A 13,874-nucleotide genomic window follows, 5' to 3' on the forward strand; every position below is an offset into this window, starting at 1 on the left:
CTGTCCGGCACGAGACACCACGGAGGACACCATGACGACCAAGCCGAATGACTCCACCACGACGACCGAGCCGAGTGATCCCACCACCGCGCTGCCGGGCCGCCCACCCGTCGTTGACGCGGCCACCTGGCAGGCCGCCCGTGATGAACTCCTGGCCCGCGAGAAGGCCCACCTGCTTCCTGCGCGACGGCGACCGCGTCTTCCTGACCTACTCCACGACGGGTCGTGGCAACGAGCCGGTCAACGGGTCCCTCAGCCTGCTCGACATGACGCCCTACGGCCGCGGCGAGGCGTGGGAGGACAAGCCAGGCGGCCGGCCCGAGGGGCGCGACTCGTGCTGGTACTGGCGCACGGACGCGGACGGAGACGCAGCTTGGGGCCCGACCAGCCGCCCTGTGCCGCAGTGGACCCGCCCCGGCGCGGCCCCCCGTGGAGACCCTCGGCCGACAGGGCCACCACCACTGACACCTCTTCGCCCGTCGAGGTTTCGCAGCTGACCGCGAGGTGCAGTGGTGCGATCACCGCGACTGCCGCAGGACAGCGGAACCGTACTCGGGCATCGGCCACGCGACGGCCGAGCGGATCGGCGTACAGGGCTGCGGCCGCTGATCCGGGGGCGTGCGGCGCGCCGTGTGACGCCGTATCGCCTCCGTGGCCCTCGGGAAACCCGCACGCTGCCGGGGCCCGGCCCGTTGCAAACCGGCGGAAACGGTGTCACTCGCGCCCCGCAGAGCCCCTCGGATCGCCCTTCCCCAACCAGACCGCAGGAAAACGTGATTGCCCGGACACGGGTCTCGCAAACGCCTGGTTCATGAGAGGTTTCTATGAATCTGGGATGTGTGTGAACACTCTGAGCTTCATCTCCGTATGAAGCCGGGGGCGCCATGCCGGTCGGCACCGAAGCGTAGGAGTACATCCGTGGGACGCAACACGCGCAGACGCCCAACAGGCGCACGACGCGCGACCATCGGGGCGGTCGCGCTGATGCTGGGAGGAGGTGGGCTGGTCGCGGCGAACGTCTACGCCACGGCCTCCGAGAGCACCTCGGGCCAGACGGACCAGGTCCTTGCCTCCGGTGCCGCCACCATCGACTGCCCGGATGTCGGCAGCGAGCTGGCAGCGGTGCCGGACGGCTCCAAGACGCAGGTCGACAAGGAACTCGCCTCCCTGGACAAGCAGATCGCCGAGGCCTACCAGCAGCTGCAGAGCTCCGCGGAGGCGATCAAGCAGGACGGCGGCTTCGCCGAAAACTCGATCATGAATCCGCTCAAGGACAAGCGAGCGGCGACGATCGAGCGCATCGTGGCCGCCATCGACGCCGTGGGGGACCGCCCGCAGGGGCTGGACGCCTTCGCGCCCTGCATTCTCCGCGCCTCCGGCAACCAGGACGAGCCGGAGAACGGGCAGGACGGCGAACAGAACGGCGACGGCCAGGGCGACAACGCGAACGACGCCGAGAACCAGGACCAGGCCGACGGCCAGGACCCGGGCGGCGACCAGGGGCAGGGCGACGAGCAGGGCGGCAACGGCGGCCAGACCGGAAACGGCCCCGTGGCAGCGGACTTCGTGGACATCTCCACCGTCCAGCCGAACGTGCAGAAGCCGAGCGCCGGGGGTGACGCCTCCAAGGGCTCCTTCACCACCAGCTGTGGTGTGAACGAGAAGGGGCTGTTCAACTCCGACAACATCATCGCGGCTCCCGGTGTCACCAACGGGGCCCACCACTTCCACGACTACATCGGCAACCAGTCCAACGACGCCTTCGCGAGCGACGAGGACCTGGCCAACGCCGAGACGACCTGCGAGAACGAGGGCGACAAGTCCTCGTACTACTGGCCCGTGGTGCGGTTGCAGAACGGCACCGAAGAAAAGGACGCGGCCTCTCCCGGCGGTGGCATCGAGGGCAACGCCGGTGAGATCGTCACACCCAAGCAGGTCACGCTGACGTTCGAGGGCAACCCGCGCGGCGAGGTCACGGCCATGCCGAAGCTGCTGCGTATCATCACCGGCGACGCCAAGGCGTTCGTCAACGGCCCCGCCAACGCCAACGCGTCGTGGAGCTGCACCGGCTTCGAGGACCGGCAGCTCAAGGACAAGTACCCCCTCTGCCCCCAGGGCAGCGACGTGGTCCGCACCTTCAAGTTCCAGAGCTGCTGGGACGGTCAGAACATCGACAGTGCCAACCACCGCACCCACATGGCGTTCGCCGACGCCGGCGGCAACTGTGCGAACGACTTCAAGGCCGTTCCGCAGCTGGTGCAGCGCATCGTCTACGACATCGACGCGCCCAGCGTCGCGGACGGCGGCAAGACGAAGCCGCTGTTCGCGGTCGACTCCTTCCCCGAGCAGCTCCACAAGCCGGTCACCGACCACGGCGACTTCATCAACATCTTCGATGAAGCGCTGATGGGGGAGATGGTGGACTGCATCAACGAGGGCCGGAAGTGCGACGGCGCGGACGACGGGGGTAACGGCGGCAACAACGGCGGTGGCGGTGGCGGCGAGGAGCCGACCGACCCGCCGGCGCCTTCGCCGGACCCGACGGAGGGGAACGAGCAGCCCGGGAACGAGCAGCCGGGCGACGACGAGCCGGGGACCGAGCAGCCGGGCGGGAACGACCAGCCGGGCGACGAGGGCCAGACCGACGCCCCGGCGGACAACGGCGACAAGAACACGCCGGAGCCCACCGTCAGCAGCACCCAGAGGACCACGCCGGCGGACGACGCCGACAAGGGCAACGCCGACAAGGGCGCTGCGGACAAGGACAACGCGGCGCCCAAGGCGGCCACGTCCCCGTCGGCGGTCGGGAGTGACGCGGCCGGCTCGGCGGGCGGCTCGGACTCCGACAGCGCCGTGCCCGGTCCCGAGCCCGAGGAGGCGGGCGGGGTGGCCGAACCGCAGACCGCCACGGGCGGACTCGCCGACACCGGGACCCAGCTGTGGCCGGCCGCGGCGGGAGGGCTGCTGGTGATCGCCGGGTTCGTACTCCTGCGTCGAATCGCGGGCAGGTCGAGGTAGCACTGCCTGACGCATCCCACGAGGGGCGGCCGGACCTGCGGAGGCAGGCCCGACCGCCCCTCGTGCGTGCCGCGAGCGGGGGTGGAAGCGCTCCGGTCGACGAGTGACTGGATCAAGACCTTCCTGAAGGGCGGAGAAGCGTGAACGGCACAGACGCGTGCAACGCACAGCTCTCGCAAAGACGCGCGACGAGCCGGAGAACACCCCCGTAGGCAGGCGCGATGTCGTCCACGGTGGGTGGCCGTACCGGGCGGACCGACGGGCGCGGCGGTCGGCGGGCGTACCGTCGCCGAACGGGAGGGTCACGTGAACGCAACGGATGCGCCAGTACCAGACCGGCGGATGTCGGGCTTGTTCGGTTTTTCAGATCCCCTGGCGCGGGGTACTTCTTGGCGTCCGGTGTGGCCGACACGGCTCTTGTTTGACATATTTACCTACCGAGTTGGGCACCTGGAGCCCGTGCCGGTGGTCAGTATCGAGAATTCGGCGGACGCCATGCGACGGCGCCCGTGCTGAGGTCCACGGGGAGAGCGGTGCGCGCAGGCAAAGCCAGAGAGATGCGGAACCTGATCGGTCAGCTGGTCGACGCGCTCAGTCTGCCCGCGCCGACGGCCCCGGACGTTCTGTTCGCCGCGCTGATCACGACCGTGAGCGAACTGAGAGGCCGTGAGGTCCGGCTCGTGAAGGAGGAGTTCCCGCACGAGACCGCCAGCGGGCTGTGGCTCGACCTCCCCGCCTACGACCTCATCGTGGTGGACAAGCGGGCGACGCCCCTGCACCAGCTGGCGATCTTCTTCCACGAGGTCTGGCACATGCTCAGGGGAGACTGCGGCAACCACGTCGTGGGCAAGGCGGTGGCGGCCCGGATGCTCTCGACCGGCGCCGAACTCCCCGAACTCCAGGAGCCAGCACGCAAGGTGGCCGCCCGTACCGAGTTCGACCGGCGCGAGGAGGCGGACGCCGAGAGATTCGGCCTGCTGGCGGTCACTCGCTTCCGTGTCTGGCTGGAGGGTGAACCCGGCAGCGCGGCCACGGACCGAGGCCGGATCGCCGGCCGCATCGGTGCCTCGCTGGGACAGCGCCGGCCACAGGGCTGAGCCGTGGACTCCTCGACCTACTACGTCCCGGCCGTCGCCACGCTGGCCGGCCTGGCCGTCAAGCTGCCGGGCCTGCTGAAGGACTGGCGCGACCCGCTCGTACGGTCGGTCTGCCTCGTGATCGCTCTCGGCGGAGTCTGCTTGTTTTTCGCCGCTCCTCCCACGATCAGCGCCGTCAACGAGGCCACCGGCACAGCCAACTTCTCCAGCCCGCTGGTGTACGGCATCCTCAGCGCCTTCAGCGCCGCCTGTCTGCTGCTCATCGTCCACTGGCGCGGGGGCCCGCCCGAGTACGTGCGGCGCGTCTCGCGACGCTGGCAGGCCGGGTACACCCTGGTCGTCATCATGCTGGTCGTCCTCTTCGCACTCGGCGACGCCCCGGTGGACCGGCACACCGACTTCGACACCTACTACGCGACGACCCCTTTCATCCGCGAGATGATCGTGCTGTACCTGGTCGCCCACCTGACCGCCGCGCTCGTCACCACGGTGCTGTGCTGGCGCTGGGCGCTCCAGGTCAGCGGATGGCTGCGGGCCGGCCTGTGGGTTCTCGTCGTCGGCTGGCTGCTGAACATGGCCTTCAGCGGCCTCAAACTGGCCGCGGTGGTGGCGTGTTGGGCCGGCCAGGACTGGGGAGCCCTCAGTACGACCCTGGCGCCTCTCCTCTCCGCGATGTCCGCGCCCTGTGCCACCGTCGGGTTCCTGCTGCCCCTGGTGGGCCCCTGGGTGGTCCGGAACCGGCGGGCCGCGAGAACCTGCCGGAAGCTCGGCCCGCTGTGGCGCGAACTCGGATACGCCTCGCCCCGCACGCCGCTCGCCGGGCCCATCCCCTGGTACTCACCGCCCCAGGTCCGCCTCACCCAGCGCGAGGCGGGCATCCAGGACGGACTGAGCCTCGTGGCGCCGTGGTTCGACGCCGAGGTCCGCGCGCACGCGCGGAGCGCGGCGTCCGCCGCGGGCCACACCGACGACGAGGCCGCCCGGATCGGTCACGCGGCGATGGTCGCCGCCGCTGTCCGGGCCGTCCGCCGGGGTCTGCCCGTCGGCTCCCGTGTCCGCCCCGACCACTTTGAGATCACCGCGGTACGTACCGCCCCCCTGGGCGTGTCGGACGCGCTGCGTACGTCCCCGATCGTCGCGGCGGCCCGCGACCGCCCCGTTGTCGCCCCGGTCGAGGAGGGCGAGAAGTCCCCCACATGAACCACCTGCGCACCGCCCTTCAGCCTGGCCCCGCTCTCGTCGCCGGGCCCCCCGGCAGGGCCCCAAGTCGCCGGCCGACGGCCGCGGAAGGCCGGTGAGACCATGGACGTCGTCCTCTACATCCCTGGCGTGATCCTTCTCGGCACGGCCGTCTTCAACCTGTCGGCCATGAGGGGACTGTGGCACGACCCACTGATGGCCGCGAGCCTGCCGGTCCTGCTCATCGGCGCTGTGGTGTGCATCCTTTCCGTGCCTCCCACCATCGGCTTCGTCAACGGACTCACCGGCATCGCCAACTTCGCCGCGCCGCTGGTCTATTCGGGGATGTCCGCACTCAGCGCCTGTTATCTCGTCCTGATGATCGCCTGGAGAGGAGGGGAGCCCGAGCGGGCCGCCCGCGCGACCCGTCTGGTGGTGTGCGTCTACGGGCTGGTGATCATCGGGATCGTCACCCTCTTCGCCCTGGCCGACGTGCCGGTCGAGCGGACCCGGGACCTGGACACGTACTACGCCGGAACGCCGTACATGCGCGAAATGATCTTGTTGTATCTGGGGTTCCACACCGTGGCCACCGCCGCCCTCGCGGGCATGTGCCTGAGCTGGCTGCGGAAGGTACGGGACCTCACCCGCAAGGGCCTGACGCTGATCGTCGTCGGCGTGCTGTTCGACCTGTCGTACCAGATCACCAAGTACGTGGCCATCGGCGCCCGTTGGAGCGGTCGCGACTGGGACTTCCTCTCCACGAGCCTGTCGCCGCCCCTCGTGGCGGTCGCGGGCGTAACCGTCGCCGCCGGCTTCGCGTTGCCGCGCCTCGGCCCCTCCGCCGCGGACAACTTCCGTGCCTGGCGGCGCTACCGGCTTCTCAGGCCTCTGTGGCTGGAGATGCGGGACCTGCGGACACCGGTGGCCGACACCCACTGGTGGGATCCCCCCGTGATGCGCCTGGTCCACCAGGAGATCACGATCCTGGACGGAGTCCTGGTGTGCTCGCGCTACCTCGACAACGAGGTGCGCAGGGCGGTCGAACGGGCGGCTCCGGACCATGCGGAGATCATCGCCGAGGCGGCCATGCTCGTGGTGGCCAAGGAGCGGATCTCCTCGGGCCCGGACGTGGAACTCCCGTCGGACGTGGGCCGGTTGCGGTCCGTCGCCCAGCCGCACCTGCTGGTGGAGCTGGCTCGCGCCCTGTCGTCCTCACCCGTCGTCGCCGAGGCCCGACGGCGGGCGGCCCGGCAGAAAGTACGTCACGACTGAAGCGTGAGCATCGCACTGCGCGGCTGACGGCCTCTCAAGTAGCGGCCCGAGGCGCCCGGTTGGTGATCGGGGGTCCGTGATGCCCTCCGGACCCGATCATGGTTCGATCAACGGGCGGCCGGACCGAAGAGAATCTCGGCTCCCGCGCTCGCTCCGAACAGCGACCACCTGCACCCGCGTGATCCGGGTCGTCAGGGGGTGAGTCGTCAGGGGGTGACAGGTGTCCGTGCCTGCTTCTTGCAGGCGCGGTAGGCCGCGGCCTTGAGCTTGTTCCCACAGGACTCCATGCCGCACCACTGTCGTCGCATGCCACGCGACCGGTCGACATAGACGCGGGTGCATTCGGGGTCGGCGCACTCCTTGAGCAGCGGTACGTCCGGACCGCTGAGCACCTCGACGGCGTGCCGCGCCACGGTGGACAGCGCCTCGTCCGGTGTCGCGTCCGTTCGCCGACCCGTCGCGGTGAGCTGCGGGGTCGCGGGAGGCCTGCGCGCCGCGCTGTTCACCGTGGTGAGCGCCTTGTCGTCGTAGGGTTCTCCGAGGCGCCGGGCGGTGACCAGCGCGTAGACGGCCTCCCGGACGGCGACCGCCCGCGCGACGTCGGATGCTTCGCTGGGGGAGACGGTCCCGACGATCCCCGCCTCGACGTACCAGGCGTCCAGCCGCTCCGGTGACACGAACGTCTCGAAGCGAAGGGTGCGGCGGGCGCGGAGCGTCGCGGCGAAGTCCAGGGCCGGGTTTCCACACACGAAGACGTGATCCGAATTCACGTCACCATCCTGGCGGGTGACAATTCCCTGTGCAAGGTCCGTCTCCCGTGATCGTCGGGCGTCACCCCCGGCGTGACTCTTGACTTCCCAAGGCCCTCGCGCCAGATTCCTGACTCCGCATCAGAACCGGGCGCCGGACACACATCGGCCTCCGGGGGCACCGTACGCTCTCCCATTCCTTCGCCCGGTTGGAGCGCCCTGCCATGACCACAAGCGCGGACCCCGCCAGACGCACAGACCCCCCGCCCCCGCCCGGCCCGTCGAGGCGCCGGGTGCTCGGTGCGGCGACCGGAACCGGGCTCGCGCTCGCGTCCGGTCTCCCCGGTACGGCGCAAGCCGCCGACCTGCCCCTGCTCGGTACGTACGACGTCGTCGTGATCGGGTCGGGAGCGGCGGGGATGACCGCCGCGCTGACGGCCGCGAAGCGGGGACTGAGCTGCGTCGTCGTGGAGAAGGCGGCCACCTTCGGAGGTTCGGCCGCGCGCTCGGGAGCCGGGGTCTGGATCCCGAACAACCCGGTGATCCTGGCCGCGGGCGTTCCCGACACCCCGGCGAAGGCGGCGGCCTATCTGGCGGCCGTGGTCGGCCCCGATGTCTCCGCCGACCGCAGGCAGGCCTTCCTCGGGCAGGGGCCCGCCATGATCTCCTTCGTCATGGCCAACAGCCCGCTGCGTTTCCGCTTCATGGAGGGCTACAGCGACTACTACCCGGAACTGCCGGGAGGTCTGCCCGGCGGTCGTTCCATCGAACCCGCCCAGCTCGACGGGAACATCCTCGGCGCCGAACTCGCCCGTCTGAATCCCCCCTACCTGACGGTCCCCAGCGGCATGGTCGTCTTCAGCGCCGACTACAAGTGGCTGGCCCTCTCCGCGGTCAGCGCGAAAGGCATCGCCGTCGCCACCGAGTGCCTGGCCCGCGGTACCAGAGCGGCGCTCCTCGGCCAGAAGCCCCTCACCATGGGCCAGTCACTGGCGGCCGGGCTGCGCGCCGGACTGCTCGCGGCCCAGGTGCCCGTGTGGCTGAACACCCCGCTCACCGAGCTGTACCTGGAGGGCGGAACCGCCGCGGGAGCCGTGGTGGCCAAGGACGGCACGCCCGGTCTGATCAGGGCCAGGTACGGAGTGATCGTCGGCTCGGGCGGCTTCGAGCACAACGCGGCCATGCGCGAGCAGTACCAGCGACAGCCCATCGGCACCGAGTGGACGGTCGGCGCGAAGGAGAACACGGGCGACGGGATCCGGGCCGGTCAACGGGCCGGCGCCGCGCTCGACCTGATGGACGACGCCTGGTGGGGCCCGGCCATCCCGCTGCCCGGCCAGCCGTACTTCTGTCTCGCCGAACGCACCCTGCCCGGCGGGCTCCTCGTCAACGCCGCCGGAGCGCGCTTCGTCAACGAGGCGGGCCCCTACAGCGATGTCGTGCACACCATGTACGACAAGAACGCGAGTGCCCCGCACATCCCGGCCTGGCTGATCGTCGACCAGAACTACCGCAACCGCTACCTCTTCAAGGACGTCGCTCCGACCTTCACCTTCCCCGAGGCGTGGTACACCTCCGGCGCCGCCCACAAGGCCTGGACGCTCGACGCCCTCGCCCAGGGGATCGGCGTGCCGGCGGCCGCCCTGCGGACCACCGTCAACCGCTTCAACGGCCTTGCCCAGAGCGGCACCGACACCGACTTCCACCGCGGCGACAGTGTCTACGACCACTACTACACGGACCCCGCGATCCTGCCGAACTCGTGTCTGGCGCCGCTGTGGCTGGCCCCCTTCTACGCCTTCAGAATCGTCCCGGGCGACCTCGGCACCAAGGGCGGTCTGCGCACGGACGCCCGGGCGCGCGTACTGCGCCCGGACGGATCCGCCATCCCCCGTCTGTACGCCGCCGGGAACGCCAGCGCGGCGGTCATGGGGCACAGCTACGCGGGCGCCGGTTCGACCATCGGACCGGCGATGACCTTCGGCTACATCGCGGCCCGGGACATCGCGACGGCTGCCGGGGCCTGATGCCGGATCAGTTGTGGAAGCCGATGTAGCCGTTGCGGTCGGGGTCGGAGCCACTCTTGGTGTAGGCGTGCACGTCGGAGCGGCTGCGGGAGGGCTTGTAGAGGTAGATCGTGTCGCCGGGGTTGTTCCACATGAAGTTGCAGTTGTCGCGGTAGACGACGTTGCGGCTGTCGGAGTCGGCTCCGTTGCCGCCGCGCAGCTTCACGTAGTCGCCGGGCTGGAGGTAGTGGTTCGCGGTGAAGAGGAATCTGTTGCCGGTCCTGTCCTTCACGAGGTAGTTCTTGAGGTTGATGGTCGCGGAGGACGAGTAGTTCTTGATCGTCAGGTACTCCTCGTCCGTGTTCCCGGTGGCACAGCTGTTGGAGTCGCTGCCGGGTGCGTCGTACTGCACGCCGCGGATCTTCAGCGCCGAGTGGTACTCGGCTGCCTGGGCCGGCGCGGCGGCGACGACGGCCAGCGCGCCGGCGGTGGCGGCGGTGACGGCCGCGGTTATGACTGGGTGCTTGCGCATGAGAATTTTCCCCCTCCGGAAACCTGTAAGGCACCGGATCTTAACCATGATGTGAAACGTACGTGTTGGATCCGTGGAAATTATTTCTTCCTTCATGGAAACGTGATAAATGACGGCACTGGCGAAGTAGCGGTAGAAGGGGCAGGAAAGCGTCTCTTCTGCAGGGCCGACACAGCCGCGCCGCACAGTCGCTCGGGCGTTCTGCGACCGCCGCAGGTGACCAGGGCGCGTCCGTCAGCCGTCAGCCGGTACCGGGGGAGCGGAGCGCAGGGCGGTCAGCGCAGCCAGTTCGTCCGCGGTGCGCGGGCCGGCCGACGGGCTGGTCAAGAGGCCTTGTCCACACAGGAGTTCAGCCACCGCGATGCCCCACGGCAGGCGCAGCCCCGCCTGCTCCAGGAGATCCGTGCGGGCCAGGATCGCGGCGGCCGGGCCGGTCACCGCTCCGGACGGGACGAGGAGCGCCGCGTCGTCGGCCCAGCGCAGGGCGAGGTCCACGTCATGCGTCGCCATGACCACGGTGGTGCCGCTCTCGCGCAGCCCGTCGAGGGTCGCGAGCAGCCGTTCCTGGCCGTCCGGGTCGAGCCCCGCGGTCGGTTCGTCGAGGATCAGGACACGCGGTCGCATCGCCACGGCGCCCGCGATCGCGGTCCGCTTGCGCTGTCCGTAGGAGAGCAGATGGGTGGGCCGGTCGGCCAGGGCGGCGATGTCCAGCGCGGCGAGTGCCTCGTCCACCCGGGCTCGTACCTCGGCGTCGGGCAGGCCGAGGTTCAGCGGCCCGAACGAGACGTCCTGGCCCACGGACGCGGCGAACAACTGGTCGTCCGGATCCTGCACCACCAGCTGGACGGTCGTGCGCAGCAGGGTCAGGCCCTTGCGGTCGTACCGCACCGGATCGCCCTCGACGGTCAACTGTCCACCGCGCGGCCGCAGCCCGCCGCTGAGCAGCCGCATCAGCGTGGTCTTGCCGCTGCCGTTGCGGCCGAGCAGAGCGAGGGCGCGACCCGCGCGCACCTCGAAGTCGAGGCCGCTGAGCACGGCCGGGCCGTCCTCGTACGCGTAGGACGCGCCCCGCAGGGCGACCAGCACGGGCTCGCTCATCGCAGCGGCCTTTCCAGTACGAAGGTGAGGGCGGCCAGAGCCGCGAGCAGCGCGACGCTGGCGAGCGTGAAGCGTGCGGAGACCCGGGCCTCCGGTACCAGGACGCGCAGGGTGCCGTCGTAACCGCGCCCGGCGAGCCCCGCCTGGAGCCGGGTCGCCCGGTCGAAGGCCCGGACGAAAGCGGTGGCGCCGAGCCCTGCCAGGGAACGCCAGGCCGCGGCCCGTGTGGTGTGTCCGAGCCGGGCGGCCTGCGCCTCCCTGATACGGCGTACGGAGTCGAGGAGCAGGAAGCTCATCCGGTACGTCACCAGGGCGACGTCGACGACCGGCGCGGGCACCCCGGCGTTCACCAGCCGCGGCAGCAGGTCGGACAGGGGAGTGGTGAACGCGAACAGGAGCACGCCGAGGGAGGCCGCGGAGGTACGCAGCAACAGTTCTCCGGCGCGCGTCGGCCCGCCCTCGGCCAGGGTCACGAATCCGTCGGGACCGCCGACCTGGAGGAGCAGGGGGAGCGCCCCGGTCACGCAGAAACCCAACGGCACCCGGTAGGCGCGCCACAGCCGGCGGCCGGGTACCGCGGCAGGGCCCAGCAGGACGGCGAGGGCCGTCACCAGGACCAGGGCGGCGCCCGGCCAGGGCGGGAGCGAGATCGCCAGTACGGTCAGGCCGAGCCCGAGCACGGCCTTGTCCACGGGATGGCGGTGGCGCCAGCGGCTGCTGTGCGCCGCCGCGTCGATCGGCAGCACGAAGGCTCAGGTCCGTCCGGCCGCGGACGCACCGGTGCCGGCGGTACCGCCGGTTGTGCCGGGCGTGGGGGCCTGGCCGTCCCGCTGTGCCAGGGCACGCTGTTCACCCTGGCGTCGGCCCCGGCGCACGCCGAAGTAGTAGGCGAGAACGCCGGCGCCGAGGGCGGCCTGGAGGGCGAACAGCGCCGACTCGATCTCACCGGACGGCGGCTCGTACAAAGGTGAGAACCACGGCTCGTAGTCGGGCTCGATCTCGGTGATCGCGGTCTCCGCCTCCGCGTCGGCGCCCGTGAACGGCTCCTCCTTGTGGTCGCCCATGCCGAAGGCCAGCGGCAGTACGGCGAGCGCGGCCACGACGAACAGCAGCAGCGCGTTGATCTTCGCGTTACGGCTCATCGGGCCACCGTCTCGGTCGTCTCGGTCGTCCCGGTCCGGGACTGCTTCTTGGTGAGGAACACGCCGAGCCGGGTCAGTTCGCCCTTGCTCGACTGCACCAGCAGCCGCATCACGAGCACGGTCAGGAGCCCCTCGCTCACCGCGAGCGGGATCTGGGTGACGGCGAAGATCGAGCCGAACTTGCCGAGCGCGCCCACGAATCCGCTGCTCGGGTCGGGGAACGCGAGTGCCAGCTGCACGCTGGTGACGCAGTAGGTGGAGAGGTCGGCGACGAACGCGGCGAAGAACACCGCGACCATCAGCGGCACGCCGAACCGCCGGAGCAGCCGGTAGACCCCGTAGCCGGCCCAGGGCCCGACGATCGCCATCGAGAAGACGTTGGCGCCCAGCGTGGTCAGTCCGCCGTGCGCGAGCAGCAGCGCCTGGAAGAGCAGCGTGATGGTGCCAAGGACCGCCATGACCGGTGGCCGGAACAGGATGGCGCCCAGTCCCGTGCCGGTGGGGTGCGAGCAGCTCCCGGTCACCGACGGCAGTTTCAGCGCGGAGAGAACGAACGTGAAAGCTCCGGACGCCCCGATGAGCAGCGTGCTCTCGGGATGCTCTTTGACCTCACGGGTGAGCGACCGGACTCCGTGGACGACGAACGGCGCCGACGCGACGCCCCAGGCGACCGCGTGCGCCGGAGGAAGAAAACCCTCGGCTATGTGCATGGCTCAGCAGACCCTCTCCAGCACCTCGTGGATGGTTGACGCGCCTTGGCCGGTCTCCTGGCTTACGGGTAAGACCACCCGTGCTCCGCCTTCCCGGGTCCGAGGACCCAGTGGCCGCCCCTGAGGGCTGGAGCCGGACTTCCCGATCACAGTGGCGAGGGCCGCACCGGCATCACACCGATTTCCCGAGCACCAAGGCGTCGCGACAGTAGTGCCCGTGCAGGGGTGGTGACAAGCGGCGCCAGGGGGCGTGAGAGCGGTCACGCAGCGCGTGCCGGTTTCCCCCGGCGGGGCCGGAACGGCGGTTCAGCCGCCCTGTACATGGGCCAGCAGTTTTCGGACATGCGGTGTCGCGGGGTGGTCGGGACCGAGGCTCCGTTCGCTGTCGGCAAGGACCTGCGCGAACAAGGCGGCGCTGCGCGCGGCGTTTCCCGTTTCGTGGTGGGCGTGGGCGAGATTGCTGCGGGAGAGCAGGGTGTCGGGGTGGTCGGCGCCCAGGACGCGCTCGCGGTCGGCGAGGGTCCGTTCATGGAGCGGGACGGCGCGGGTGGGGTGGCCCGTCAGTTCGTGGGCGCGCGCCAGATTGTCCCGGCACACCAGGGTGAGCAGTTCGGCGGGCCCCAGGACGCGTTCGCGGCCCGCCAGGGCACGCTCGTAGAGCGGAATGGAGCGGTCCGGGGCGCCGTCCGCCTCGTACGCGCCCGCGAGGTTGTTGCGGCAGGTGAGTGTGTGGGGGTGGTCGGGGCCCAGGAGGCGCTCGCTGTCGGCCAGGTTGCGCTCGGACAACGGCACGGCCCGCTTCAGGTGTCCTGCCTGCAGACAGGCGCCCGCGAGGTTGTTGCGGGAGAGCAGGGTGTCCGGGTGGTCGGGGCCGAGGTCGCGTTCGTGCATGGCCGCCCGCTGTTCGAAGAGGACCACCAGGTCGTCCCCGGCTGCCGGGCCGTCCGAGGGATGCTCACCCTCCACAGGAGGGAACGGGATCCCCTCCAGCCCCTCCAGCGACCGGTCCTCCGCGGCCCGCTGCAGTTCCTCTCGCAGCGCTTTCATCGTCCCGGCGCATTCCGTGCA

At 70.5% G+C, this 13,874-nt stretch carries 12 protein-coding genes, 1 pseudogene and 1 riboswitch; of the genes and pseudogenes, 6 read left to right on the forward strand and 7 right to left on the reverse strand.

The window, feature by feature from the left end; all coding sequences use genetic code 11:
* Positions 1–31: 31 nt before the first annotated feature.
* The 5 genes and pseudogenes from AB0D14_RS23725 to AB0D14_RS23745 all read left to right on the forward strand — a co-directional run bounded on the left by AB0D14_RS23725 (position 32) and on the right by AB0D14_RS23745 (position 6,569).
* Positions 32–465, forward strand: a pseudogene (locus AB0D14_RS23725) (DUF899 family protein).
* 453 nt (positions 466–918) lie between these two features.
* Positions 919–3,018, forward strand: coding sequence for a DUF1996 domain-containing protein (locus AB0D14_RS23730; RefSeq protein WP_362782150.1), 2,100 nt, complete (start codon positions 919–921; stop codon positions 3,016–3,018).
* 557 nt (positions 3,019–3,575) lie between these two features.
* The gene (locus AB0D14_RS23735) at positions 3,576–4,115 is read left to right on the forward strand and encodes a toxin-antitoxin system, toxin component (protein WP_362782153.1); all 540 of its coding nucleotides are present in this window, start codon (positions 3,576–3,578) and stop codon (positions 4,113–4,115) included.
* Positions 4,116–4,118: 3 nt separating this feature from the next.
* Positions 4,119–5,315 (forward strand): MAB_1171c family putative transporter, encoded by a 1,197-nt coding sequence (locus tag AB0D14_RS23740; protein WP_362782155.1) that lies wholly within the window; start codon positions 4,119–4,121, stop codon positions 5,313–5,315.
* Between the two features lie 102 nt (positions 5,316–5,417).
* Complete coding sequence (locus AB0D14_RS23745; protein ID WP_362782157.1) at positions 5,418–6,569, forward strand: MAB_1171c family putative transporter; 1,152 nt, start codon at positions 5,418–5,420, stop codon at positions 6,567–6,569.
* Positions 6,570–6,775: 206 nt separating this feature from the next.
* Here the strand turns inward: AB0D14_RS23745 and AB0D14_RS23750 are convergent, their stop codons facing one another.
* Entirely contained in the window at positions 6,776–7,339 is a 564-nt protein-coding gene (locus AB0D14_RS23750) for a CGNR zinc finger domain-containing protein (protein WP_362782160.1), read from the reverse strand.
* A 203-nt stretch (positions 7,340–7,542) separates the two neighbouring features.
* Between AB0D14_RS23750 and kstD the strand changes: the two genes are divergently transcribed.
* Positions 7,543–9,345 (forward strand): 3-oxosteroid 1-dehydrogenase, encoded by a 1,803-nt coding sequence (gene kstD / locus AB0D14_RS23755; RefSeq protein ID WP_362782162.1) that lies wholly within the window; start codon positions 7,543–7,545, stop codon positions 9,343–9,345.
* Between the two features lie 7 nt (positions 9,346–9,352).
* Here the strand turns inward: kstD and AB0D14_RS23760 are convergent, their stop codons facing one another.
* The 6 genes from AB0D14_RS23760 to AB0D14_RS23785 form a co-directional block, all read right to left on the reverse strand.
* On the reverse strand, positions 9,353–9,856 hold the full coding sequence (locus AB0D14_RS23760; RefSeq protein WP_362782165.1) for a lamin tail domain-containing protein: 504 nt from the start codon (positions 9,854–9,856) through the stop codon (positions 9,353–9,355).
* A 234-nt stretch (positions 9,857–10,090) separates the two neighbouring features.
* Positions 10,091–10,954, reverse strand: coding sequence for an ATP-binding cassette domain-containing protein (locus tag AB0D14_RS23765; RefSeq protein ID WP_362782168.1), 864 nt, complete (start codon positions 10,952–10,954; stop codon positions 10,091–10,093).
* Positions 10,951–11,700, reverse strand: coding sequence for a cobalt ECF transporter T component CbiQ (gene cbiQ, locus AB0D14_RS23770; RefSeq protein WP_362782171.1), 750 nt, complete (start codon positions 11,698–11,700; stop codon positions 10,951–10,953). Before cbiQ ends, AB0D14_RS23765 begins: the two co-directional genes overlap by 4 nt.
* Positions 11,701–11,706: 6 nt before the next feature.
* A complete protein-coding gene (locus AB0D14_RS23775) occupies positions 11,707–12,096 on the reverse strand; it encodes an energy-coupling factor ABC transporter substrate-binding protein (RefSeq protein ID WP_362782174.1) in 390 nt (129 codons plus the stop codon).
* Positions 12,093–12,806, reverse strand: a complete 714-nt coding sequence (locus AB0D14_RS23780) for an energy-coupling factor ABC transporter permease (RefSeq protein ID WP_362782177.1) — start codon at positions 12,804–12,806, stop codon at positions 12,093–12,095. The genes AB0D14_RS23775 and AB0D14_RS23780 overlap by 4 nt, the downstream gene beginning before the upstream one ends.
* A 29-nt stretch (positions 12,807–12,835) precedes the next feature.
* A riboswitch (cobalamin riboswitch) is annotated at positions 12,836–13,018 on the reverse strand.
* A gap of 94 nt (positions 13,019–13,112) precedes the next feature.
* Positions 13,113–13,853, reverse strand: coding sequence for a tetratricopeptide repeat protein (locus tag AB0D14_RS23785; protein WP_362782180.1), 741 nt, complete (start codon positions 13,851–13,853; stop codon positions 13,113–13,115).
* Positions 13,854–13,874: the final 21 nt, after the last annotated feature.

Source organism: Streptomyces sp. NPDC048484, from assembly GCF_040651415.1.
Classification (GTDB): domain Bacteria; phylum Actinomycetota; class Actinomycetes; order Streptomycetales; family Streptomycetaceae; genus Streptomyces.

What these genes read in the sequence shown, in the direction of transcription:
- AB0D14_RS23765 (WP_362782168.1), bottom strand. Translation starts at nt 10,954, where the DNA reads ATGAGCGAGCCCGTGCTGGTCGCCCTGCGGGGCGCGTCCTACGCGTAC.
- AB0D14_RS23735 (WP_362782153.1), top strand. Translation starts at nt 3,576, where the DNA reads ATGCGGAACCTGATCGGTCAGCTGGTCGACGCGCTCAGTCTGCCCGCG.
- AB0D14_RS23775 (WP_362782174.1), bottom strand. Translation starts at nt 12,096, where the DNA reads ATGAGCCGTAACGCGAAGATCAACGCGCTGCTGCTGTTCGTCGTGGCC.
- AB0D14_RS23760 (WP_362782165.1), bottom strand. Translation starts at nt 9,856, where the DNA reads ATGCGCAAGCACCCAGTCATAACCGCGGCCGTCACCGCCGCCACCGCC.
- AB0D14_RS23745 (WP_362782157.1), top strand. Translation starts at nt 5,418, where the DNA reads ATGGACGTCGTCCTCTACATCCCTGGCGTGATCCTTCTCGGCACGGCC.
- AB0D14_RS23785 (WP_362782180.1), bottom strand. Translation starts at nt 13,853, where the DNA reads ATGAAAGCGCTGCGAGAGGAACTGCAGCGGGCCGCGGAGGACCGGTCG.
- AB0D14_RS23780 (WP_362782177.1), bottom strand. Translation starts at nt 12,806, where the DNA reads ATGCACATAGCCGAGGGTTTTCTTCCTCCGGCGCACGCGGTCGCCTGG.
- kstD (WP_362782162.1), top strand. Translation starts at nt 7,543, where the DNA reads ATGACCACAAGCGCGGACCCCGCCAGACGCACAGACCCCCCGCCCCCG.